Origin of the sequence: Haloarcula sp. K1, assembly GCF_001647155.1 — an archaeon.
Taxonomy (GTDB): Archaea; Halobacteriota; Halobacteria; order Halobacteriales; family Haloarculaceae; genus Haloarcula; species Haloarcula hispanica.
Genome location: NZ_LRHL01000034.1, coordinates 273,172 through 286,374, shown reverse-complemented (window position 1 = coordinate 286,374; position 13,203 = coordinate 273,172). Strand labels below are relative to the sequence as shown.

The window sequence follows — 13,203 nt, the reverse complement described above, 5'->3', positions numbered from 1 at the left end:
TAATCTTGTGCCTTGGTAACAGAGCCAGCGCTGTCAAACGCACCCCGCGCCGACACTCAGGCACCGATTGTCGTCAGCGAGGCGATAGAGTCAGCGACACGGCGTTCCATTCCCGTCCCGGTGAATCCCGGCGCGGGGTCGACAGCCTGCGCGTAGAACCCTTCCTTGCTCTCGACGAACTCGACACAGAGTGCCCGCGCGCCAAAGCGGTCCAGCAACTCCCGGACGCGGGCCGCGAGCGTCACCTCGACAGTCTCCTCGCTGATGACGTGGTCCAGCCCGGACACTTCCGACCGGACCTGAATCGCCCGCAGATGGGTTTCGCGGCCGTCGTTGACGGCGAAGTACTTGTACTCCACCGGCTCCTCCCGAACCCGGGCCTGGTAGAAATCGCCCTCGTCACTGTTCGCCGGCATCCCGTCCCAGGCGTAGCGAGTCCGGGCGATGTAGTCGTGATCCGGCTTTTCGAACCAGACGGTCGGGACCTGACAGCCGACCTGCTCCAGCCCGTGGAGGGCGACGAGTCGGCAGGCCAGCGCCGTCGTCGGCAGGAACCCGTTCCACGTCTCGACGCCGACCCTGTCGGCGTAGCGAAGGGCGCTGAACGACTCGGGCCGGAGCGTCGTGTTGACGAGTGCGGCCAGGTCGTCGATATCGGCTCTGGCCACCGGGTTTCCGGGGCGGAGAAACTGGACGTCGAACCCCCGGGCGGAGAGCCGCTCTGCGACGGCACCGAACACCGGGTGTTCAGGCTCGCAGATGAAGCCGATGCAGTCCATACCGCCACGTCTCAGCGGTCCGATAAAAAAGTCGCGCAAAACCGAACGACTGAGGCACCGTGGTTCCGAAGTAAACGCCTGATGAAACCGCTCAGTATTGGGGGCCATCTCGGTGCCGGGAGCTGGGACATCGCCGCCGTCGTCGTCCTCTCCGCTGTGGCCGGGGCGGTCCTGTGTGGGCTTGCCCTGGTCGCGTACCGCCAGCGCGGGACGCGTGCGTATCTGTTGATTGTGCTCGCACTCGCCGCGCTGTTTGCCCGCCCACTCATCGCGCTGCTGTCCGGATTCGAACTGGTCTCAGGACCGACCCACCATTTCCTCGAACACGCGCTCGATACCCTCTTTGTCGTCCTCGTCCTCGGTGCAGTGTACTACGCCCGGACAGTCGAGAAACGCCTCGACGAGGAGGGGCTATGAGCGACACCAGAGCGCGGATTTACCGGCACATCGAGTCCAATCCGGGAGTTCACTTCCGGGAGCTAACCCGGGCGCTGGACCTCGCAACGGGACAGGTACAGTACCATCTGGGCCGACTCGACCGCATCACCAGCGAGTCGATCAACGGGCGCACGCACTACTACACGGCGTCGTTCGACCCCTGGGAGCGCCACGCCATCGCCTTCCTCCGTCGCGAAACGGCGAGAGACGTTCTTGTCACGCTCGTAGAGCGCGAAGCCGCTCGCCCCGGCAAAGTGGCCGACCACCTCGACATCGCTCGGAGCACGCTCGAACACCACCTCAGCGGCCTGGTCGAACACGATATCGTCGAAAAGCGTCGGGACGGTGGACGGGTGACGCTGGCGCTCTGTCGGCGTGACCAGACGGTCGAGCTGCTCGCGACGGTGGACCCCACGGCCCCCGACCGCCTGTCGGACCGCTTCACCCGGTTACTCGACCGACTCTTCGAGAGCAGCTAGTTCGACTATCCGCGGACAGTGGCTGATTTCGAGTCCCGTACCACAACCCAATTGCACGGGCAGTCCATAGGGTGGGTGATGACTGAACGAGGAATTTCCCGACGCGAGTTCGCCAAGAGCGCCGTCGCCATCGGCGGCACCGCGGCGCTGGCCGCCTGTCTCGACCGCGGGTCGGGGACGGTACCCAAGGGAACCGACGACCCCTCGTCTCTCCCGGCGCGTCAGCACGCCTGGGACGCGTCGCTGGCGACCGACGACGCCGGGAACCACCGACTGTCGCGCCACCACGTCCTCCTGCTGCTGGATTACACCGGCGACGGAGCGCCGACGGATGCCGACCGCGAGCAGGTCGATACGGCGCTCCGCGACCTCGAACAGGCCTACGAGTGGAGCAACGAGGGGCTACTGTTCACGCTCGGGTACAGCCCGGCCTACTTCGACCGCTTTGAAGCCGACGTAGCCGGCGTCGACCTGCCAGAGCCGATGGCGCTTGCCCCCTTCGAAGACCCGGAACTCGACACGCCCGACGCGCTCCTGCACCTCGCCAGTGACGACGAGCGAGCCGTCATCGAGGCCGAAGAAGCACTGAAGGGGAATCGGGACACTGCGAACGACCACGAGATGAGCGCTACCTTCGAGGGCGTCCTGCGCGAGGCAGAGCGACGGACGGGGTTCGTCGGGGCCGGCCTCCCCGCCGAGAACCAGGACGTCGACGGGGTTCCGGACTCCGACCCGGTCCCCGAAGAGGCCCCGCTGTTCATGGGGTTCAAATCCGGGTTCAAGGAAAACCAGGCCTCCGAGGACCGCGTGACGGTCGATTCGGGACCGTTTGCCGGCGGCGCGACCCAGCACCTCTCGAAAATCCGGCTGCAGCTCCAGCAGTGGTACGAACAGGACTCTCGGGACCAGCGCGTCTCGAAGATGTTCTGTCCGGCCCACGCTGACGAGGACAGGGTCGAAGGCGTCGGCGAGAACCTCGGCACCGACAACGGTGCCGGCGAGTGTCCCGAGGACGTGGTCGACAGCGGCCGACGGGAGGGCGTCGTCGGTCACGCACAGAAGATGTCCCGCGTCAGGGACGACGGAACACCGACCATCCTCCGCCGGGACTTCAGTTCGACCGACGGCGGCGAAGCGGGGCTGCACTTCCTCTCGCTGCAGCGCTCTATCGCCGACTTCGTCGCGACGAAACAGGCGATGAACGGAACGGACGTCGCTACCGACTCCGCTGTCGGGCAGAGAGTGAACAACGGGATCCTCCAGTACATGACAGTCACGCGACGCGGGAACTACCTGCTCCCCCCGCGCTCGTTGCGGGCGCTCCCACCGGCCGACCCAGCCTGACGGGTCGATGTCGTCAGGAGACCGCGTCACGGTTCTCGACTGTCTCACGAGCCAGGGCGTCGGCGCCGACGCTGTACCGATACGACTGGGTGAAGTAGTCGGATATCGGGCCGTCCGTCGCTGTCGAGCCGGCCGGCGGGTCGGTCGTCGACGACCCTGTACAGGTGATGACGACGTCGTACCCCCACGACCGCTCGGTGACGTTGTCGATGCGGCAGTCGAGGGTCATCTCGGTGTGTTCGCCCTGCCACAGACCGTTGTAGACGCTCCGGTACTGGTTCTCGTAGACGAACTCACGGGCGGAGGACTCGTTCAGCGTCGCGGGCTGGTCGGGCGGGTCCTTTGGACCGTCATGGAACTCGACAGTCCCTGTCGGGGATGCAACGGTTGTCGCTGCCTCCGACGGGGGCGCTGACTCCGGCGACGGTCCACCGAAACATCCCGCGGCCAAGACGACGAAGCTGAGGACCACAGTGCGGGCGATTCTGGAGGACACGGCCGGGATTGCACCGACCGATAGCAAATGTCTTGTGCCGTTTCGGTCTCGCCACGACATTCGGCTATCGTACCAGAACGGTCTTTCAGACGAGGACCCAAAGGCGGTCCATGAATCGCCGAGAGTTCCTCGCCAGTGCCGGCCTCGCCGGCACGACGGTCCTGGCGGGGTGTGGTTCGCTGAGTTCCCAGTCGACACGCGCTCCCCCGCTGGTCGAGAACCGCCCCGACGCCACGTATCGCCCCACCCACGCTGAGGGAATGGGGATGGCTGGGATGGCACAGGCAGGCGAGTACATGGTCGGGCTGAGCTACTCCTTTCCCCACCGCTTCTGGACGGTCACCGGGACGACGGCCGAGAAGGTCGACATCCGGAGCGAGGACAGCGTCCACCTGATGGCGACCATCTGGGACCCCGAGACGGAGATGGTCCTGCCGGTGTCTGCCGGCCTCTCGATCACCATCGAACGCGACGGCGAGACGGTCGCCGACAAGTCCCCGTGGCCGATGATCTCCCAGAACATGGGCTTTCACTACGGCGACAACTACGCGCTCGACGGCGACGGTGTCTACCAGCTTTCCGTCCGCGTCAACGGGATGGGGGAACGCCGACTGGGGGGCTTCGACGGTCGGTTCGGCGAGGCCGGCGAGGCAACGGTCGAGTTCGACTTCGCACAGTCCACCCGCGACCAGCTCTCCTTCGAGGAGTTCCCGGACTCGCAGGGCGAGCGCGGGGCGGTCGACCTGATGAACATGGACATGGTACCGACATCGCAGGTCCCAGAAGTGTCGGCCCTGCCCGGAACGGTCCTCGGGACGGACAAAGGGAGCGACGGCGTGTACGCCGTGACGTGGGTACAGGACGCCGCGTTCCTCTCCGATGGCGAGTCGTATCTCGCCGTCTCGGCTCGGACGCCGTACAACCGCGTTCCCCTCCCGATGATGTCCCTCGACGGGAGTGTTGAGGCCGACGGCGAAACGGTGTTCGACGACGCGCTGACCGCTGGGGTCCACCCCGAACTCGGGTATCATTACGGCGCAGTCGTCGAGACGGCGACCCAGGAGCCGTCTGTCGGTGTCGACGTCGTCGCCCCGCCACAGGTGTCCCGCCACGAGGGGTACGAGACGGCGTTCCTGACGACACCCTCGTTCTCGTTTTCGGGAGGCTGACCGCCTCGACCAGTCGTTCGGTTGCGAGAGCGGACCATGGCTCACTCCACGGCGAACGGACTCTCCGTCTGTTGCCACGGCCAGCCCGGGACCCGCGTCTGAACCCCGGCCGCGAGTGCGGCGTCGAGGTCGTCAGCACCCGCGGCCGCTGTGTCGTCCCCGTGGGTTCGCACGTCCGCGACGTGGAAGGTGGCCTCCGCGAGCAGCCGGAGCGGTTGCTCGCCGGCAATCATCGCTGCCAGCTCACGGCCCAGCAGTTCGTCGACGACGAAGCCCGGGTAATCGCTCTCGACGTCCAGTTCTCGAAGCAGATGAACCAGCGCGGCGACGTTGACCGCACGGTCGCCGTCGGCGAACACCTCGTCGATGGCGGCCGTGTAGGCGTCGTCTGTGAGCGGCTCGACGTCGACGTCGAACTGGGACCCGAGATGGGCTCGCGTTTCGTTCACCAGCGGGACGACGTCGCTACGACGGTCCTGTACCCATTCGTACTCGTCGCGGACTGTGTCCGGTGTCAGTCGCATGGCGGCGTCTCACACGGTGTGCGTTTACTCCTTTGGGCAACAGCGCGTCGACCACGGTCCGGCCCCCTACCCTCCGTATTGCGAAGGCTTTTATAACACGAGGGGAATACTGAGAAATAGAGGACGGTTTTCCGGACATCTCTCCACGTCCGGAGGCAACTCACCGATAACTGATGACTTTATTAGAGAGCGTACATCCCGCGGCACCAGGTCGGCCCGCGCCAGCCGTGGACGGCCCCGCTACCGGGATGACACCCCGTTTTGAGCTATGAGCACTGTAGACAAGCAACTCGAAGACGTGAAGGCAACGATCGACGAGGAAGTCCCGCGCCGTATCTCCGTCTCGGATGTCACGTACGAGGGACCGGAACTCGTCATATACACGCGGGACCCGAAGGAGTTCGCCGCGAACAGCGACCTCGTTCGCCGGCTCGCGTCGAAACTCCGCAAGCGAATCACGGTCCGCCCGGACCCGGACGTACTGGCCCCGCCAGCCGAGGCTGAGGAGGCGATTCGGGAACTCATCCCCGAGGAGGCCGGCGTCATGGACCTGAATTTCCACACCGACACCGGCGAAGTCGTCGTCCAGGCCCAGAAGCCCGGCGTCGTCATTGGCCGGCGCGGCTCGACCCTGCGTGACATCACGCAAGAGGTCGGCTGGACGCCCGAAGTCGTTCGAACGCCCCCCATCGAGTCCTCGACGGTCGAGAACGTCCGGAACTTCCTCAAACAGGAGCGCGAGGACCGCCGGGACATCCTCGAACGCGTCGGCCGGCAGATCCACCGCGAGCCGATGTCCGACGACGAGTACGTCCGTATCACGACACTGGGCTGCTGCCGAGAGGTCGGCCGCGCCGCGTTCATCCTCTCGACGCCGGACACGCGCATCCTCATCGACTGTGGTAACAAGCCCGGGTCGAACGGGGAGCAACCGTATCTGGACATCCCGGAGGCGTTCGGGGCCGGGACCAACGGTATCGACGCCGTCGTCCTGACCCACGCACATCTGGACCACTCCGCGCTGGTCCCGCTACTGTTCGAATACGGCTACGACGGCCCCATCTACTGCACCGAGCCGACGCGGGACCTGATGGGCCTGCTGACGCTGGATTATCTGGACACTGCCGCGGACGACGGTCGGACCCCGCCGTACGACTCCGAGATGGTCCGCGAAGCCATCAAACACACCATCCCGCTGGAGTACGGCGACGTGACCGACATCGCGCCCGACATCAAACTGACGCTGCACAACGCCGGCCACATTCTGGGCTCGTCGGTGTGTCACTTCCACGTCGGCGACGGCCTGTACAACGTCGCCTTCTCCGGCGACATCCACTACGACGACACGCGCCTGTTCGACGGCGCGGTCAACGACTTCCCGCGGGTGGAAACGCTCGTGCTGGAGTCGACCTACGGCGGCCGCAACGACTACCAGACCGATCAGGAAGACTCAGAGCGAAAGCTCAAACAGATCATCCAGAACGCCTACGACCGCGACGGGAAAGTGCTCATTCCGACCTTCGCCGTCGGGCGGTCACAGGAACTCATGCTCGTCCTCGAAGAGGCGATGCGGAACGGCGACATCCCCGAGATGCCGGTCCACCTCGACGGGATGATCTGGGAGGCGACGGCCGTTCACACGACCTACCCCGAGTATCTCCGCGACGGTCTGCAGGACCGTATCTTCGACGAAGACCAGAACCCGTTCCTGGCCGATCAGTTCAACCACATCGACGGCGGGGACGAGGAACGACAGGAGATCGCCGATGGCGATTCCGCTATCATCCTCTCTACTTCGGGGATGCTTACCGGCGGGCCGGTCATGTCCTGGCTCGAACAGCTCGGCCCCGACCCGGATTCGACGCTTACCTTCGTCGACTATCAGGCGCAGGGAACGCTTGGTAATCGTATCCAGCGCGGCGTAGACGAGGCGCCCGTCGGCGGCAACGGGCGCAGCGAGACGGTCCCGCTGGAGATGACCGTCGAGACGGTCGACGGCTTCTCCGGCCACGCCGACCGACAGGGACTCGAAAACTTCGTGAAGACGATGAACCCCCGACCCGAGAAGATCCTCTGTGTCCACGGCGACGAATCCGCGACACAGGACCTCTCCTCGTCGCTGTACCACGACCAGAACATCCGGACCTTCGCGCCGGAGAACCTCGAAACGTTCCGCTTCCGCTGATCCAGTCGCCGTTCCCGGTTCGTTCTCACTCCCCGATAGCCGGACGAACCTCTATACGGCAGGCGGGTGAACTACCGCGTATGGACATCATCCAGTATCTCGACGAACTCGAACCGGTCGGGATGGTACTCATCGGGCTCGTACTGTTCATCATCCCTGAGCCGGCCACCTCCACGCTGGGTATCGGCCTGATGGTGCTCGGCGGCGCGTGGTGGTTCTACGAGTGGAACCGGTGAGATAACTCACAGCAGTCCCGATGAATCACGACCGCATTCACGCGCAGGAACCGTCACACCACCGCGACAGATGGACCGTCGGTACAATCACCGAGATAGCGGAGCGAGACGGCCACTGTGTCGTCACTGTTGAGAACGAGTCCGGCGAGCCGACTGAACTCGTCGTCACCATGGCCATTCGCGACCTGTTCGTCAGTCGGCTGGACATCGGCGACGACGAAGATCCGGTCGGCGAGCGCGTCTGGTTCCGGAAACGCGGCGGGTCGTAGCCAGCCGCTGACGCGTCCGGTCACCGTTCGACGGGACGCTACGACAGATCGACGATCCGGTCGGCCCAGCGCCGGAGCCTATCGAGCGCGTCCCGCTCGGCCCGGAACACCGGATTATCGACGCCCAGTTCGTCGCTGTCGAAGGCGTTGAGGACGGCTACGTCCGCCTTTTTACAGTATTCGGTGAGCCGGCTGACCGCAGCGGCGTCGTGCTGGAACGGAATCGTCGCGTCGTTGACGAACACCGCGCGGGGATTCTCCGGGAGCGCGTCAATCTGTCGCTCGGCACGGCGGGCGTTTTCCCGGGCGAGTGCGACCGCCTGCTCGGCCGTCTCGCTCTCGGCGCGGGGCGCACTGGCGTCGATCCGGCCGACCCAGACCGACTCCGGGACGCTGATAAATCGATCAAGACGGCCGCCTAATACAGTCCCGTCCAGTTCGATTTCGGGCGCGAAATCGAGGACGACAACGCCCTCGGTGCCCTCGCGGTCGAGCCATGCCTCTATGGCGGCAGCGGTCGTCCGCGTCTTGCCGGCGTTGGAGGGACCGGTGACGAGCGTCGACCCAGAGAGTGGGAATCCAACGCCGGTCACGCGAGGAGTTCCTCCCGGAGGAACTTCCCGCCGAGGCCGGCCATGGCGAGGCCGAGGACGATGGCAAACGCCAGCACGAACCCGGAGAGCGGGCCGACGCCGCCGCCGAGCTGTTCGACGACGAAGTTCCCGGCGAGCCCGCCCGAAACTGCGATGAGCGCCAGCCCGCCGGCGTTCGCCGCCAGCGAGTTCGACTCCGGAACCGCGTCGGAGTTCAGGAGATAGAGGACAAGGGCGATGACGAACGGAGTGCCGACGGTGCCGAGGGCAAGCACGAGGACGAGCTGGCCGAGCACGTTCCCGCCGATGAACGCGCCCGGGGCAGAGAGCAGCGCGACGGCGACGAGTAGCCCGCGGTAGCGGCTGTCCTCGATAGTGGTGCCCCAGCCGAGCTTGTCGGCGAGCAGGAACGGCGGGACGATGGTGTTGCCGCCAAGCGTCGACACGGCAGCGCCCCAGAGGCCGAGCAGGAACAGCCAGCGAGCGCTGTCGCCGACCAATGGACCGAGGGCCTCCGCAGCGCCGACCGTCGTGAGGTCGCCGGAAGTGAGCACGCTCGCCGTCACCAGGAAGATGGCGAGGCTGTAGATGCCAAACGCCACCAGCATAGACGCCCCCACGTCGACCGTCGCGAGGTCGTAGTCCTCGCGGGTCCAGCCTCGGGCCCGCATCGTGTAGGAGTGCATCGTGATGAGCGTGATGTGGACCGCGCCGCCGAGGATGCCGGCCGCGACCAGCGCGCTCCCGGACGGGACGGACGGAATCAGTCCGGTCACCGCCGCGCCGGCGTCGATGGGGACGACGAACAGACTGGCGACGAACGCGACGACCACGAGCAGGACGAGGACTTTCGCGGCGAGTTCGAGGAACCGGTAGCCGCCGCCGGCCAGGCCCGCCGCGAGGATGAGCGCCCAGGCGACGCCCCAGATTCGCGCGTCGATACCGGTCACCGTCGCCGAGACCGTGGCGACAGTCTTCATGATTACGAGCTGTGCCACGCCGACCGCAAGCACCGCGTCGCCGACCAGCAGCCACGCCCACGCGTCGCCGAGGTGCTCCTCGACGACGGCGACGATGCCCCGTTCGGTCAGCAGTCCCAGCCGCATCGCGAGGTACTGGGCCAGCGCCCCCGCCCCCGCGGAGAGGACGACGACCCACAGGAGGCTGTAGCCGAACGCACCGCCAGCGGTGACGAGGCTGGCAATCGTCGCCGGGCCGGCGGCGATTGCACCCGCGATCCAGGACGGCCCCATCGCTTCGGCGTATTCACCGAGTGTTCCCTTGCTAACAGCCGAACTGTCGACGGTTTCGGTCGAACTCATACCCCGGCTTGGGTGAGGCCCCCTGAAAACCCTGCCGACATATTGTTCGGTGGTATTCTACGGTAATTCGACTTCAGTAAAGCGATTATGCGAAAATGACAGCGCTGGCCGAATTGACACACCACACGCTCACCGAGCGGAACGCTACCGAGAGCAGGACAGACCGCTCCGACTCAGAGTTCAACGGTTCCGAGGTCCGATTCCAGTTCGTCGACGTGGTCGTTGTAGGCGTCGACGAAATCCGCGAACTGGGGGGCGTACTCCCGGATGTCGGCGGCCGACGGCGGTTCGTACTGCGAGAGGAGATAGAGCCCGTTGCTCCCGCCGACCCGGAGGTACGACGCGCCGTCGGTGTCCCATTTGAGTTCCCAGCGCGTGCCGCCGATTCGGTCGGTGAAGGTCCCGTAGTCGCCGCCCTCGTAGCGCTGGAGTTCCCGGGCAATCTGGTCGCAAATCTCGCGGATGCGGCCGAGGACACGGTCGCGCTCGGCCACGACGCCGTCGGTGGTGGCAATTTCCGGGAACTCGGTCGATACGTCGTCGAGCACGCCGTCGAGCGACGCGACGTAGTCGTTGAACCCCTCGACGAAGGCGTCGTAGTCGGCGAGTGCGGCGGCCAGCGGCTCCGGCTCGGGTGGCTGTTTGGTCGAGATGACGTACGTGTCCGAGCCGCGCGACGGCGAGAACCGCAGATACTCCAGATCGCCGCCCTCGTACTTGACGGTCCACTCGCCGCGGTCGGTCTCGATGTCCGCCTGCCCGTAGTCGCCGCCTTCCAGCCGGGCGAGCTGGTAGGCGACCTGTCCGGCGTGGTCCCGGACCGCCGCGACCAGTTCGTCACGCTGCTGTGCAACGGCCGTTGCGTCGGCAGGGTCCACCGGTGGCCACTCTGTCACAGTAGACGGAAGCGACGGGACGGCAATAACAGGCTCGGTCGGCTACTCTGACTCCAGCAAGGCGTCGTCGCCGTGGCGTTCGCGGAGCGCCTCGAAGTACTCCTGCTGCTCGTCGATGTTCTGCGTGGACTCGGCGTACACGTCGGTAAAGAGATCCGTCGGTTCAGCGGCGTGAGCCTCCGCGTTGTCGATAATCTCGCCGAGTTGCTCGTCGATGGTGTCGTCCATCACGTCGATCTTCTCGTCGTCCAGCAGATTGCAGTTCCTGAGGAACTGCTCCATGCGGTCCAGCGGGTCGCGTTCGCGCCACTGCTCGACCTCCGCGTCGTCCCGGTACACGTCCGGGTCGTCGGCGGTCGTATGTGCGCCGAAGCGGTACTGGACGGCTTCGATGAAAACGGGTCCCCGCTCCTGTCCGTCGGCTCCCACGGCCCGCTCCCGTGCGGCCTCGGTGACGGTGTAGGTCGCCAGCGGGTCCATCCCGTCGACCTGCACGCCGTCGAAGCCGTAGGCGTCGGCTTTCTGCGCGAGCGTCTCGCTGGCGGTCTGGCGCTCCCGCGGGACGGAGATAGCCCACTGGTTGTTGTTACAGAAGAACACCGTTGGTGTCTCGAACACGCCGGCGAAGTTCATCGCCTCGTGGAAGTCCCCTTCGCTGGTGGCCCCGTCGCCGAAGTGGACGATACCGGCGCGCTCGTCGCCCTTTCGCTTTGCCGCCCACGACCACCCGACGGCGTGGGGCAGGTGTGCACCGATGGAGATGTTCAGCGGGAACACGTTCACGTCGCCGAGAGCGGCGTTGCCCGCTTCGTGGCCCATCCAGTAGAGGACGTACTCCCAGGGGAGCCCGCGGGCGACGAGCGCACCGTGTTCCCGGTACTGATAGAAGATTGTGTCCTCGTCGGCCAGCGCATACGTCGACCCGACCTGAGACCCTTCCTGACCCGCCAGCGAGGAGTAGGTGCCGAGCCGACCCTGCCGCTGGAGACTTATCATCCGCTCGTCGAACTGCCGCGCAAAGCGCATATCGCGGTACATCGAAACCAGTTTCTCGTCAGAGAGGTCTGGGATGAGGTCCGGGTCGACGATCTCGCCATCGGCGTCCAGCGCCTGCGCCTGGTCGTCGTACGCCCTATCGAGCACGTCGGTTGCCATGTCGTATCACCACACTCGGTGCGGACTGGCAAAAAGGTGTGTCTGAGCCCAGATTCACTGACGGAACAAGGATTCGTCAGTCTCAATGACCTTTTCCCAGACCACGGCCGCCATCGCCGCTTAGTTGAGCCACTCCAGCACGCGCTGGCGGGCGTCGGCTTGGTCGTCGGGCATGACTTCAAGCACGACGTCGCCGTCGAACTCCGAAGCCAAAATTTCGGCTGTTCGTTCGAGGGGTATCTCCCCGTCGCCGAAGGGGAGGCCGTCGTTCAACAGCGTTCCGTCGGTGAAGTGGACGACCTGAATCTGGTCGCCGTAGCTTTTCAAGAGGTCCGAGAGTGACTCCAGATACGCTGGCTCGGACATGAACAGGTGGGCCGTATCGAGCACCAGATCGTGGCTGCGGTCGAGCAGTAGATTCGCCAGCGAGAACTGGCTCGCGCCAGGGTTGTTCTCGTAGCCGCAGGGGGCGGCAAAGTCGTAGCTGTCCAGCAGGGCGGTGTGCGTGTGCTGGGCGTACTGGCTGTGGACAACGAGATAAGCGTCGAGTCGCTCGGCAAGCGCATCGCTCCGGCGGAACGGTTCCGGATCGTCCGGGCGGGCGTGAAGCGTGTGGACCGACGCCGCCGAGACGGGTGACTGTTTGACCATCGCCGCTGTAGCCCCGACGTCGTCGAGGTCCGACGGCCGGAGGTGGAGTTCCACGCTGTCGAAGCCTCGGTCGGCCGCGGCGTCGAGCTTGGCTGTGGTCGGCGGGCACTTGCCGACGAGATTCATTGGAGGGAGATTCCACGACGGCAAAAATAAAACAGTCCCTTCGTCGACACGGCTGGCCCGAGTATTCATGCTGTTTCCGTCCAATATGTCGGTGATGCCCGGCAAAGAGAGCGCAGAGACAGACGAGAGTGGGGTGACGCTCTGGTGGGAACACCACCTGTCGCACACACATGCAGTACTCTGGACCGTCATCCTCGTCGCAACAGTCGGGGACATCCTCCTGACGATGACTGGGCTCACGGTCGGACTGCAAGAGGGGAACGTCGTCGTCAGCAGGATGCTCGCGGAGTTCGGACTGGCGGGCTTCTGGCTGGTGAAGTTCGGGGCGATGCTGTGGCTGGTCGCCGGGTGGCGACTGCTCTCCGAGCGCAACGCGACGGTGTTTCTCGCCCTGTTCGCCGTGGTGACGCTCGCGGTCGTCGCCTACAACTCAGTCACCATCCTGCAGTACCGTGGGGTAATAACGACTGCTGCGGTGCTTTGAGACGCTGAGACGTTAGGATTCTGGAACACCGGGGTTAAGTACCACTGGGTGTGACCA

At 65.4% G+C, this 13,203-nt stretch carries 16 protein-coding genes; 8 read left to right on the top strand and 8 right to left on the bottom strand.

The window, feature by feature from the left end; translation table 11 throughout:
• Nucleotides 1-56: 56 nt before the first annotated feature.
• Nucleotides 57-779, bottom strand: coding sequence for a hypothetical protein (locus AV929_RS12100; protein WP_064288366.1), 723 nt, complete (start codon nucleotides 777-779; stop codon nucleotides 57-59).
• 81 nt (nucleotides 780-860) lie between these two features.
• Here AV929_RS12100 and AV929_RS12095 point away from each other — a divergent pair, with 81 nt between their 5' ends.
• The 3 genes from AV929_RS12095 to AV929_RS12085 all read left to right on the top strand — a co-directional run bounded on the left by AV929_RS12095 (nucleotide 861) and on the right by AV929_RS12085 (nucleotide 3,040).
• Nucleotides 861-1,196 carry a hypothetical protein gene (locus tag AV929_RS12095; RefSeq protein WP_050006893.1) on the top strand — a complete coding sequence of 112 codons (336 nt, stop codon included), beginning with the start codon at nucleotides 861-863 and terminating at the stop codon, nucleotides 1,194-1,196.
• Nucleotides 1,193-1,696, top strand: coding sequence for a helix-turn-helix domain-containing protein (locus AV929_RS12090; protein ID WP_064288365.1), 504 nt, complete (start codon nucleotides 1,193-1,195; stop codon nucleotides 1,694-1,696). Before AV929_RS12095 ends, AV929_RS12090 begins: the two co-directional genes overlap by 4 nt.
• A 78-nt stretch (nucleotides 1,697-1,774) precedes the next feature.
• Complete coding sequence (locus AV929_RS12085) at nucleotides 1,775-3,040, top strand: Dyp-type peroxidase (RefSeq protein WP_064288364.1); 1,266 nt, start codon at nucleotides 1,775-1,777, stop codon at nucleotides 3,038-3,040.
• 13 nt (nucleotides 3,041-3,053) lie between these two features.
• On the opposite strand, the gene AV929_RS12080 is transcribed toward AV929_RS12085, so the two are convergent.
• A complete protein-coding gene (locus AV929_RS12080; RefSeq protein ID WP_230458890.1) occupies nucleotides 3,054-3,536 on the bottom strand; it encodes a hypothetical protein in 483 nt (160 codons plus the stop codon).
• 110 nt (nucleotides 3,537-3,646) lie between these two features.
• On the opposite strand from AV929_RS12080, the gene AV929_RS12075 reads away from it, so the two are divergent.
• A complete protein-coding gene (locus AV929_RS12075) occupies nucleotides 3,647-4,705 on the top strand; it encodes a hypothetical protein (RefSeq protein ID WP_064288362.1) in 1,059 nt (352 codons plus the stop codon).
• 41 nt (nucleotides 4,706-4,746) lie between these two features.
• Here AV929_RS12075 and AV929_RS12070 read toward each other — a convergent pair whose 3' ends face one another.
• Nucleotides 4,747-5,229 carry a hypothetical protein gene (locus AV929_RS12070; RefSeq protein ID WP_064288361.1) on the bottom strand — a complete coding sequence of 161 codons (483 nt, stop codon included), beginning with the start codon at nucleotides 5,227-5,229 and terminating at the stop codon, nucleotides 4,747-4,749.
• Nucleotides 5,230-5,497: 268 nt separating this feature from the next.
• On the opposite strand from AV929_RS12070, the gene AV929_RS12065 reads away from it, so the two are divergent.
• The 3 genes from AV929_RS12065 (at nucleotide 5,498) to AV929_RS12060 (ending at nucleotide 7,919) form a co-directional block, all read left to right on the top strand.
• Complete coding sequence (locus tag AV929_RS12065; protein WP_064288360.1) at nucleotides 5,498-7,414, top strand: beta-CASP ribonuclease aCPSF1; 1,917 nt, start codon at nucleotides 5,498-5,500, stop codon at nucleotides 7,412-7,414.
• 80 nt (nucleotides 7,415-7,494) lie between these two features.
• Nucleotides 7,495-7,650, top strand: coding sequence for a hypothetical protein (locus tag AV929_RS22365; RefSeq protein ID WP_008310249.1), 156 nt, complete (start codon nucleotides 7,495-7,497; stop codon nucleotides 7,648-7,650).
• A 20-nt stretch (nucleotides 7,651-7,670) separates the two neighbouring features.
• Nucleotides 7,671-7,919 carry a hypothetical protein gene (locus AV929_RS12060; protein ID WP_014039823.1) on the top strand — a complete coding sequence of 83 codons (249 nt, stop codon included), beginning with the start codon at nucleotides 7,671-7,673 and terminating at the stop codon, nucleotides 7,917-7,919.
• Between the two features lie 38 nt (nucleotides 7,920-7,957).
• Here AV929_RS12060 and AV929_RS12055 read toward each other — a convergent pair whose 3' ends face one another.
• From AV929_RS12055 to AV929_RS12035, 5 genes are all read right to left on the bottom strand, one after another.
• Nucleotides 7,958-8,512 carry a hypothetical protein gene (locus AV929_RS12055; protein WP_014039822.1) on the bottom strand — a complete coding sequence of 185 codons (555 nt, stop codon included), beginning with the start codon at nucleotides 8,510-8,512 and terminating at the stop codon, nucleotides 7,958-7,960.
• Entirely contained in the window at nucleotides 8,509-9,834 is a 1,326-nt protein-coding gene (locus tag AV929_RS12050) for a divalent metal cation transporter (RefSeq protein ID WP_064288359.1), read from the bottom strand. Before AV929_RS12050 ends, AV929_RS12055 begins: the two co-directional genes overlap by 4 nt.
• A 173-nt stretch (nucleotides 9,835-10,007) precedes the next feature.
• On the bottom strand, nucleotides 10,008-10,712 hold the full coding sequence (locus AV929_RS12045; protein WP_014039820.1) for a hypothetical protein: 705 nt from the start codon (nucleotides 10,710-10,712) through the stop codon (nucleotides 10,008-10,010).
• 60 nt (nucleotides 10,713-10,772) lie between these two features.
• On the bottom strand, nucleotides 10,773-11,885 hold the full coding sequence (gene pdhA / locus AV929_RS12040) for a pyruvate dehydrogenase (acetyl-transferring) E1 component subunit alpha (protein ID WP_064288358.1): 1,113 nt from the start codon (nucleotides 11,883-11,885) through the stop codon (nucleotides 10,773-10,775).
• A gap of 120 nt (nucleotides 11,886-12,005) precedes the next feature.
• Entirely contained in the window at nucleotides 12,006-12,662 is a 657-nt protein-coding gene (locus AV929_RS12035; RefSeq protein WP_064288357.1) for a sugar phosphate isomerase/epimerase, read from the bottom strand.
• 94 nt (nucleotides 12,663-12,756) lie between these two features.
• Here AV929_RS12035 and AV929_RS12030 point away from each other — a divergent pair, with 94 nt between their 5' ends.
• A complete protein-coding gene (locus AV929_RS12030; RefSeq protein WP_155120748.1) occupies nucleotides 12,757-13,146 on the top strand; it encodes a DUF5658 family protein in 390 nt (129 codons plus the stop codon).
• The last annotated feature ends 57 nt before the right edge of the window (nucleotides 13,147-13,203 follow it).

Excerpts from the sequence above, each read along its gene's own strand:
- AV929_RS12070 (WP_064288361.1), bottom strand. The coding sequence starts at position 5,229 with ATGCGACTGACACCGGACACAGTCCGCGACGAGTACGAATGGGTACAG.
- AV929_RS12090 (WP_064288365.1), top strand. The coding sequence starts at position 1,193 with ATGAGCGACACCAGAGCGCGGATTTACCGGCACATCGAGTCCAATCCG.
- AV929_RS12085 (WP_064288364.1), top strand. The coding sequence starts at position 1,775 with ATGACTGAACGAGGAATTTCCCGACGCGAGTTCGCCAAGAGCGCCGTC.
- AV929_RS12030 (WP_155120748.1), top strand. The coding sequence starts at position 12,757 with ATGCCCGGCAAAGAGAGCGCAGAGACAGACGAGAGTGGGGTGACGCTC.
- pdhA (WP_064288358.1), bottom strand. The coding sequence starts at position 11,885 with ATGGCAACCGACGTGCTCGATAGGGCGTACGACGACCAGGCGCAGGCG.
- AV929_RS12035 (WP_064288357.1), bottom strand. The coding sequence starts at position 12,662 with ATGAATCTCGTCGGCAAGTGCCCGCCGACCACAGCCAAGCTCGACGCC.
- AV929_RS12050 (WP_064288359.1), bottom strand. The coding sequence starts at position 9,834 with ATGAGTTCGACCGAAACCGTCGACAGTTCGGCTGTTAGCAAGGGAACA.
- AV929_RS12060 (WP_014039823.1), top strand. The coding sequence starts at position 7,671 with ATGAATCACGACCGCATTCACGCGCAGGAACCGTCACACCACCGCGAC.
- AV929_RS12100 (WP_064288366.1), bottom strand. The coding sequence starts at position 779 with ATGGACTGCATCGGCTTCATCTGCGAGCCTGAACACCCGGTGTTCGGT.
- AV929_RS12065 (WP_064288360.1), top strand. The coding sequence starts at position 5,498 with ATGAGCACTGTAGACAAGCAACTCGAAGACGTGAAGGCAACGATCGAC.
- AV929_RS12075 (WP_064288362.1), top strand. The coding sequence starts at position 3,647 with ATGAATCGCCGAGAGTTCCTCGCCAGTGCCGGCCTCGCCGGCACGACG.
- AV929_RS22365 (WP_008310249.1), top strand. The coding sequence starts at position 7,495 with ATGGACATCATCCAGTATCTCGACGAACTCGAACCGGTCGGGATGGTA.
- AV929_RS12095 (WP_050006893.1), top strand. The coding sequence starts at position 861 with ATGAAACCGCTCAGTATTGGGGGCCATCTCGGTGCCGGGAGCTGGGAC.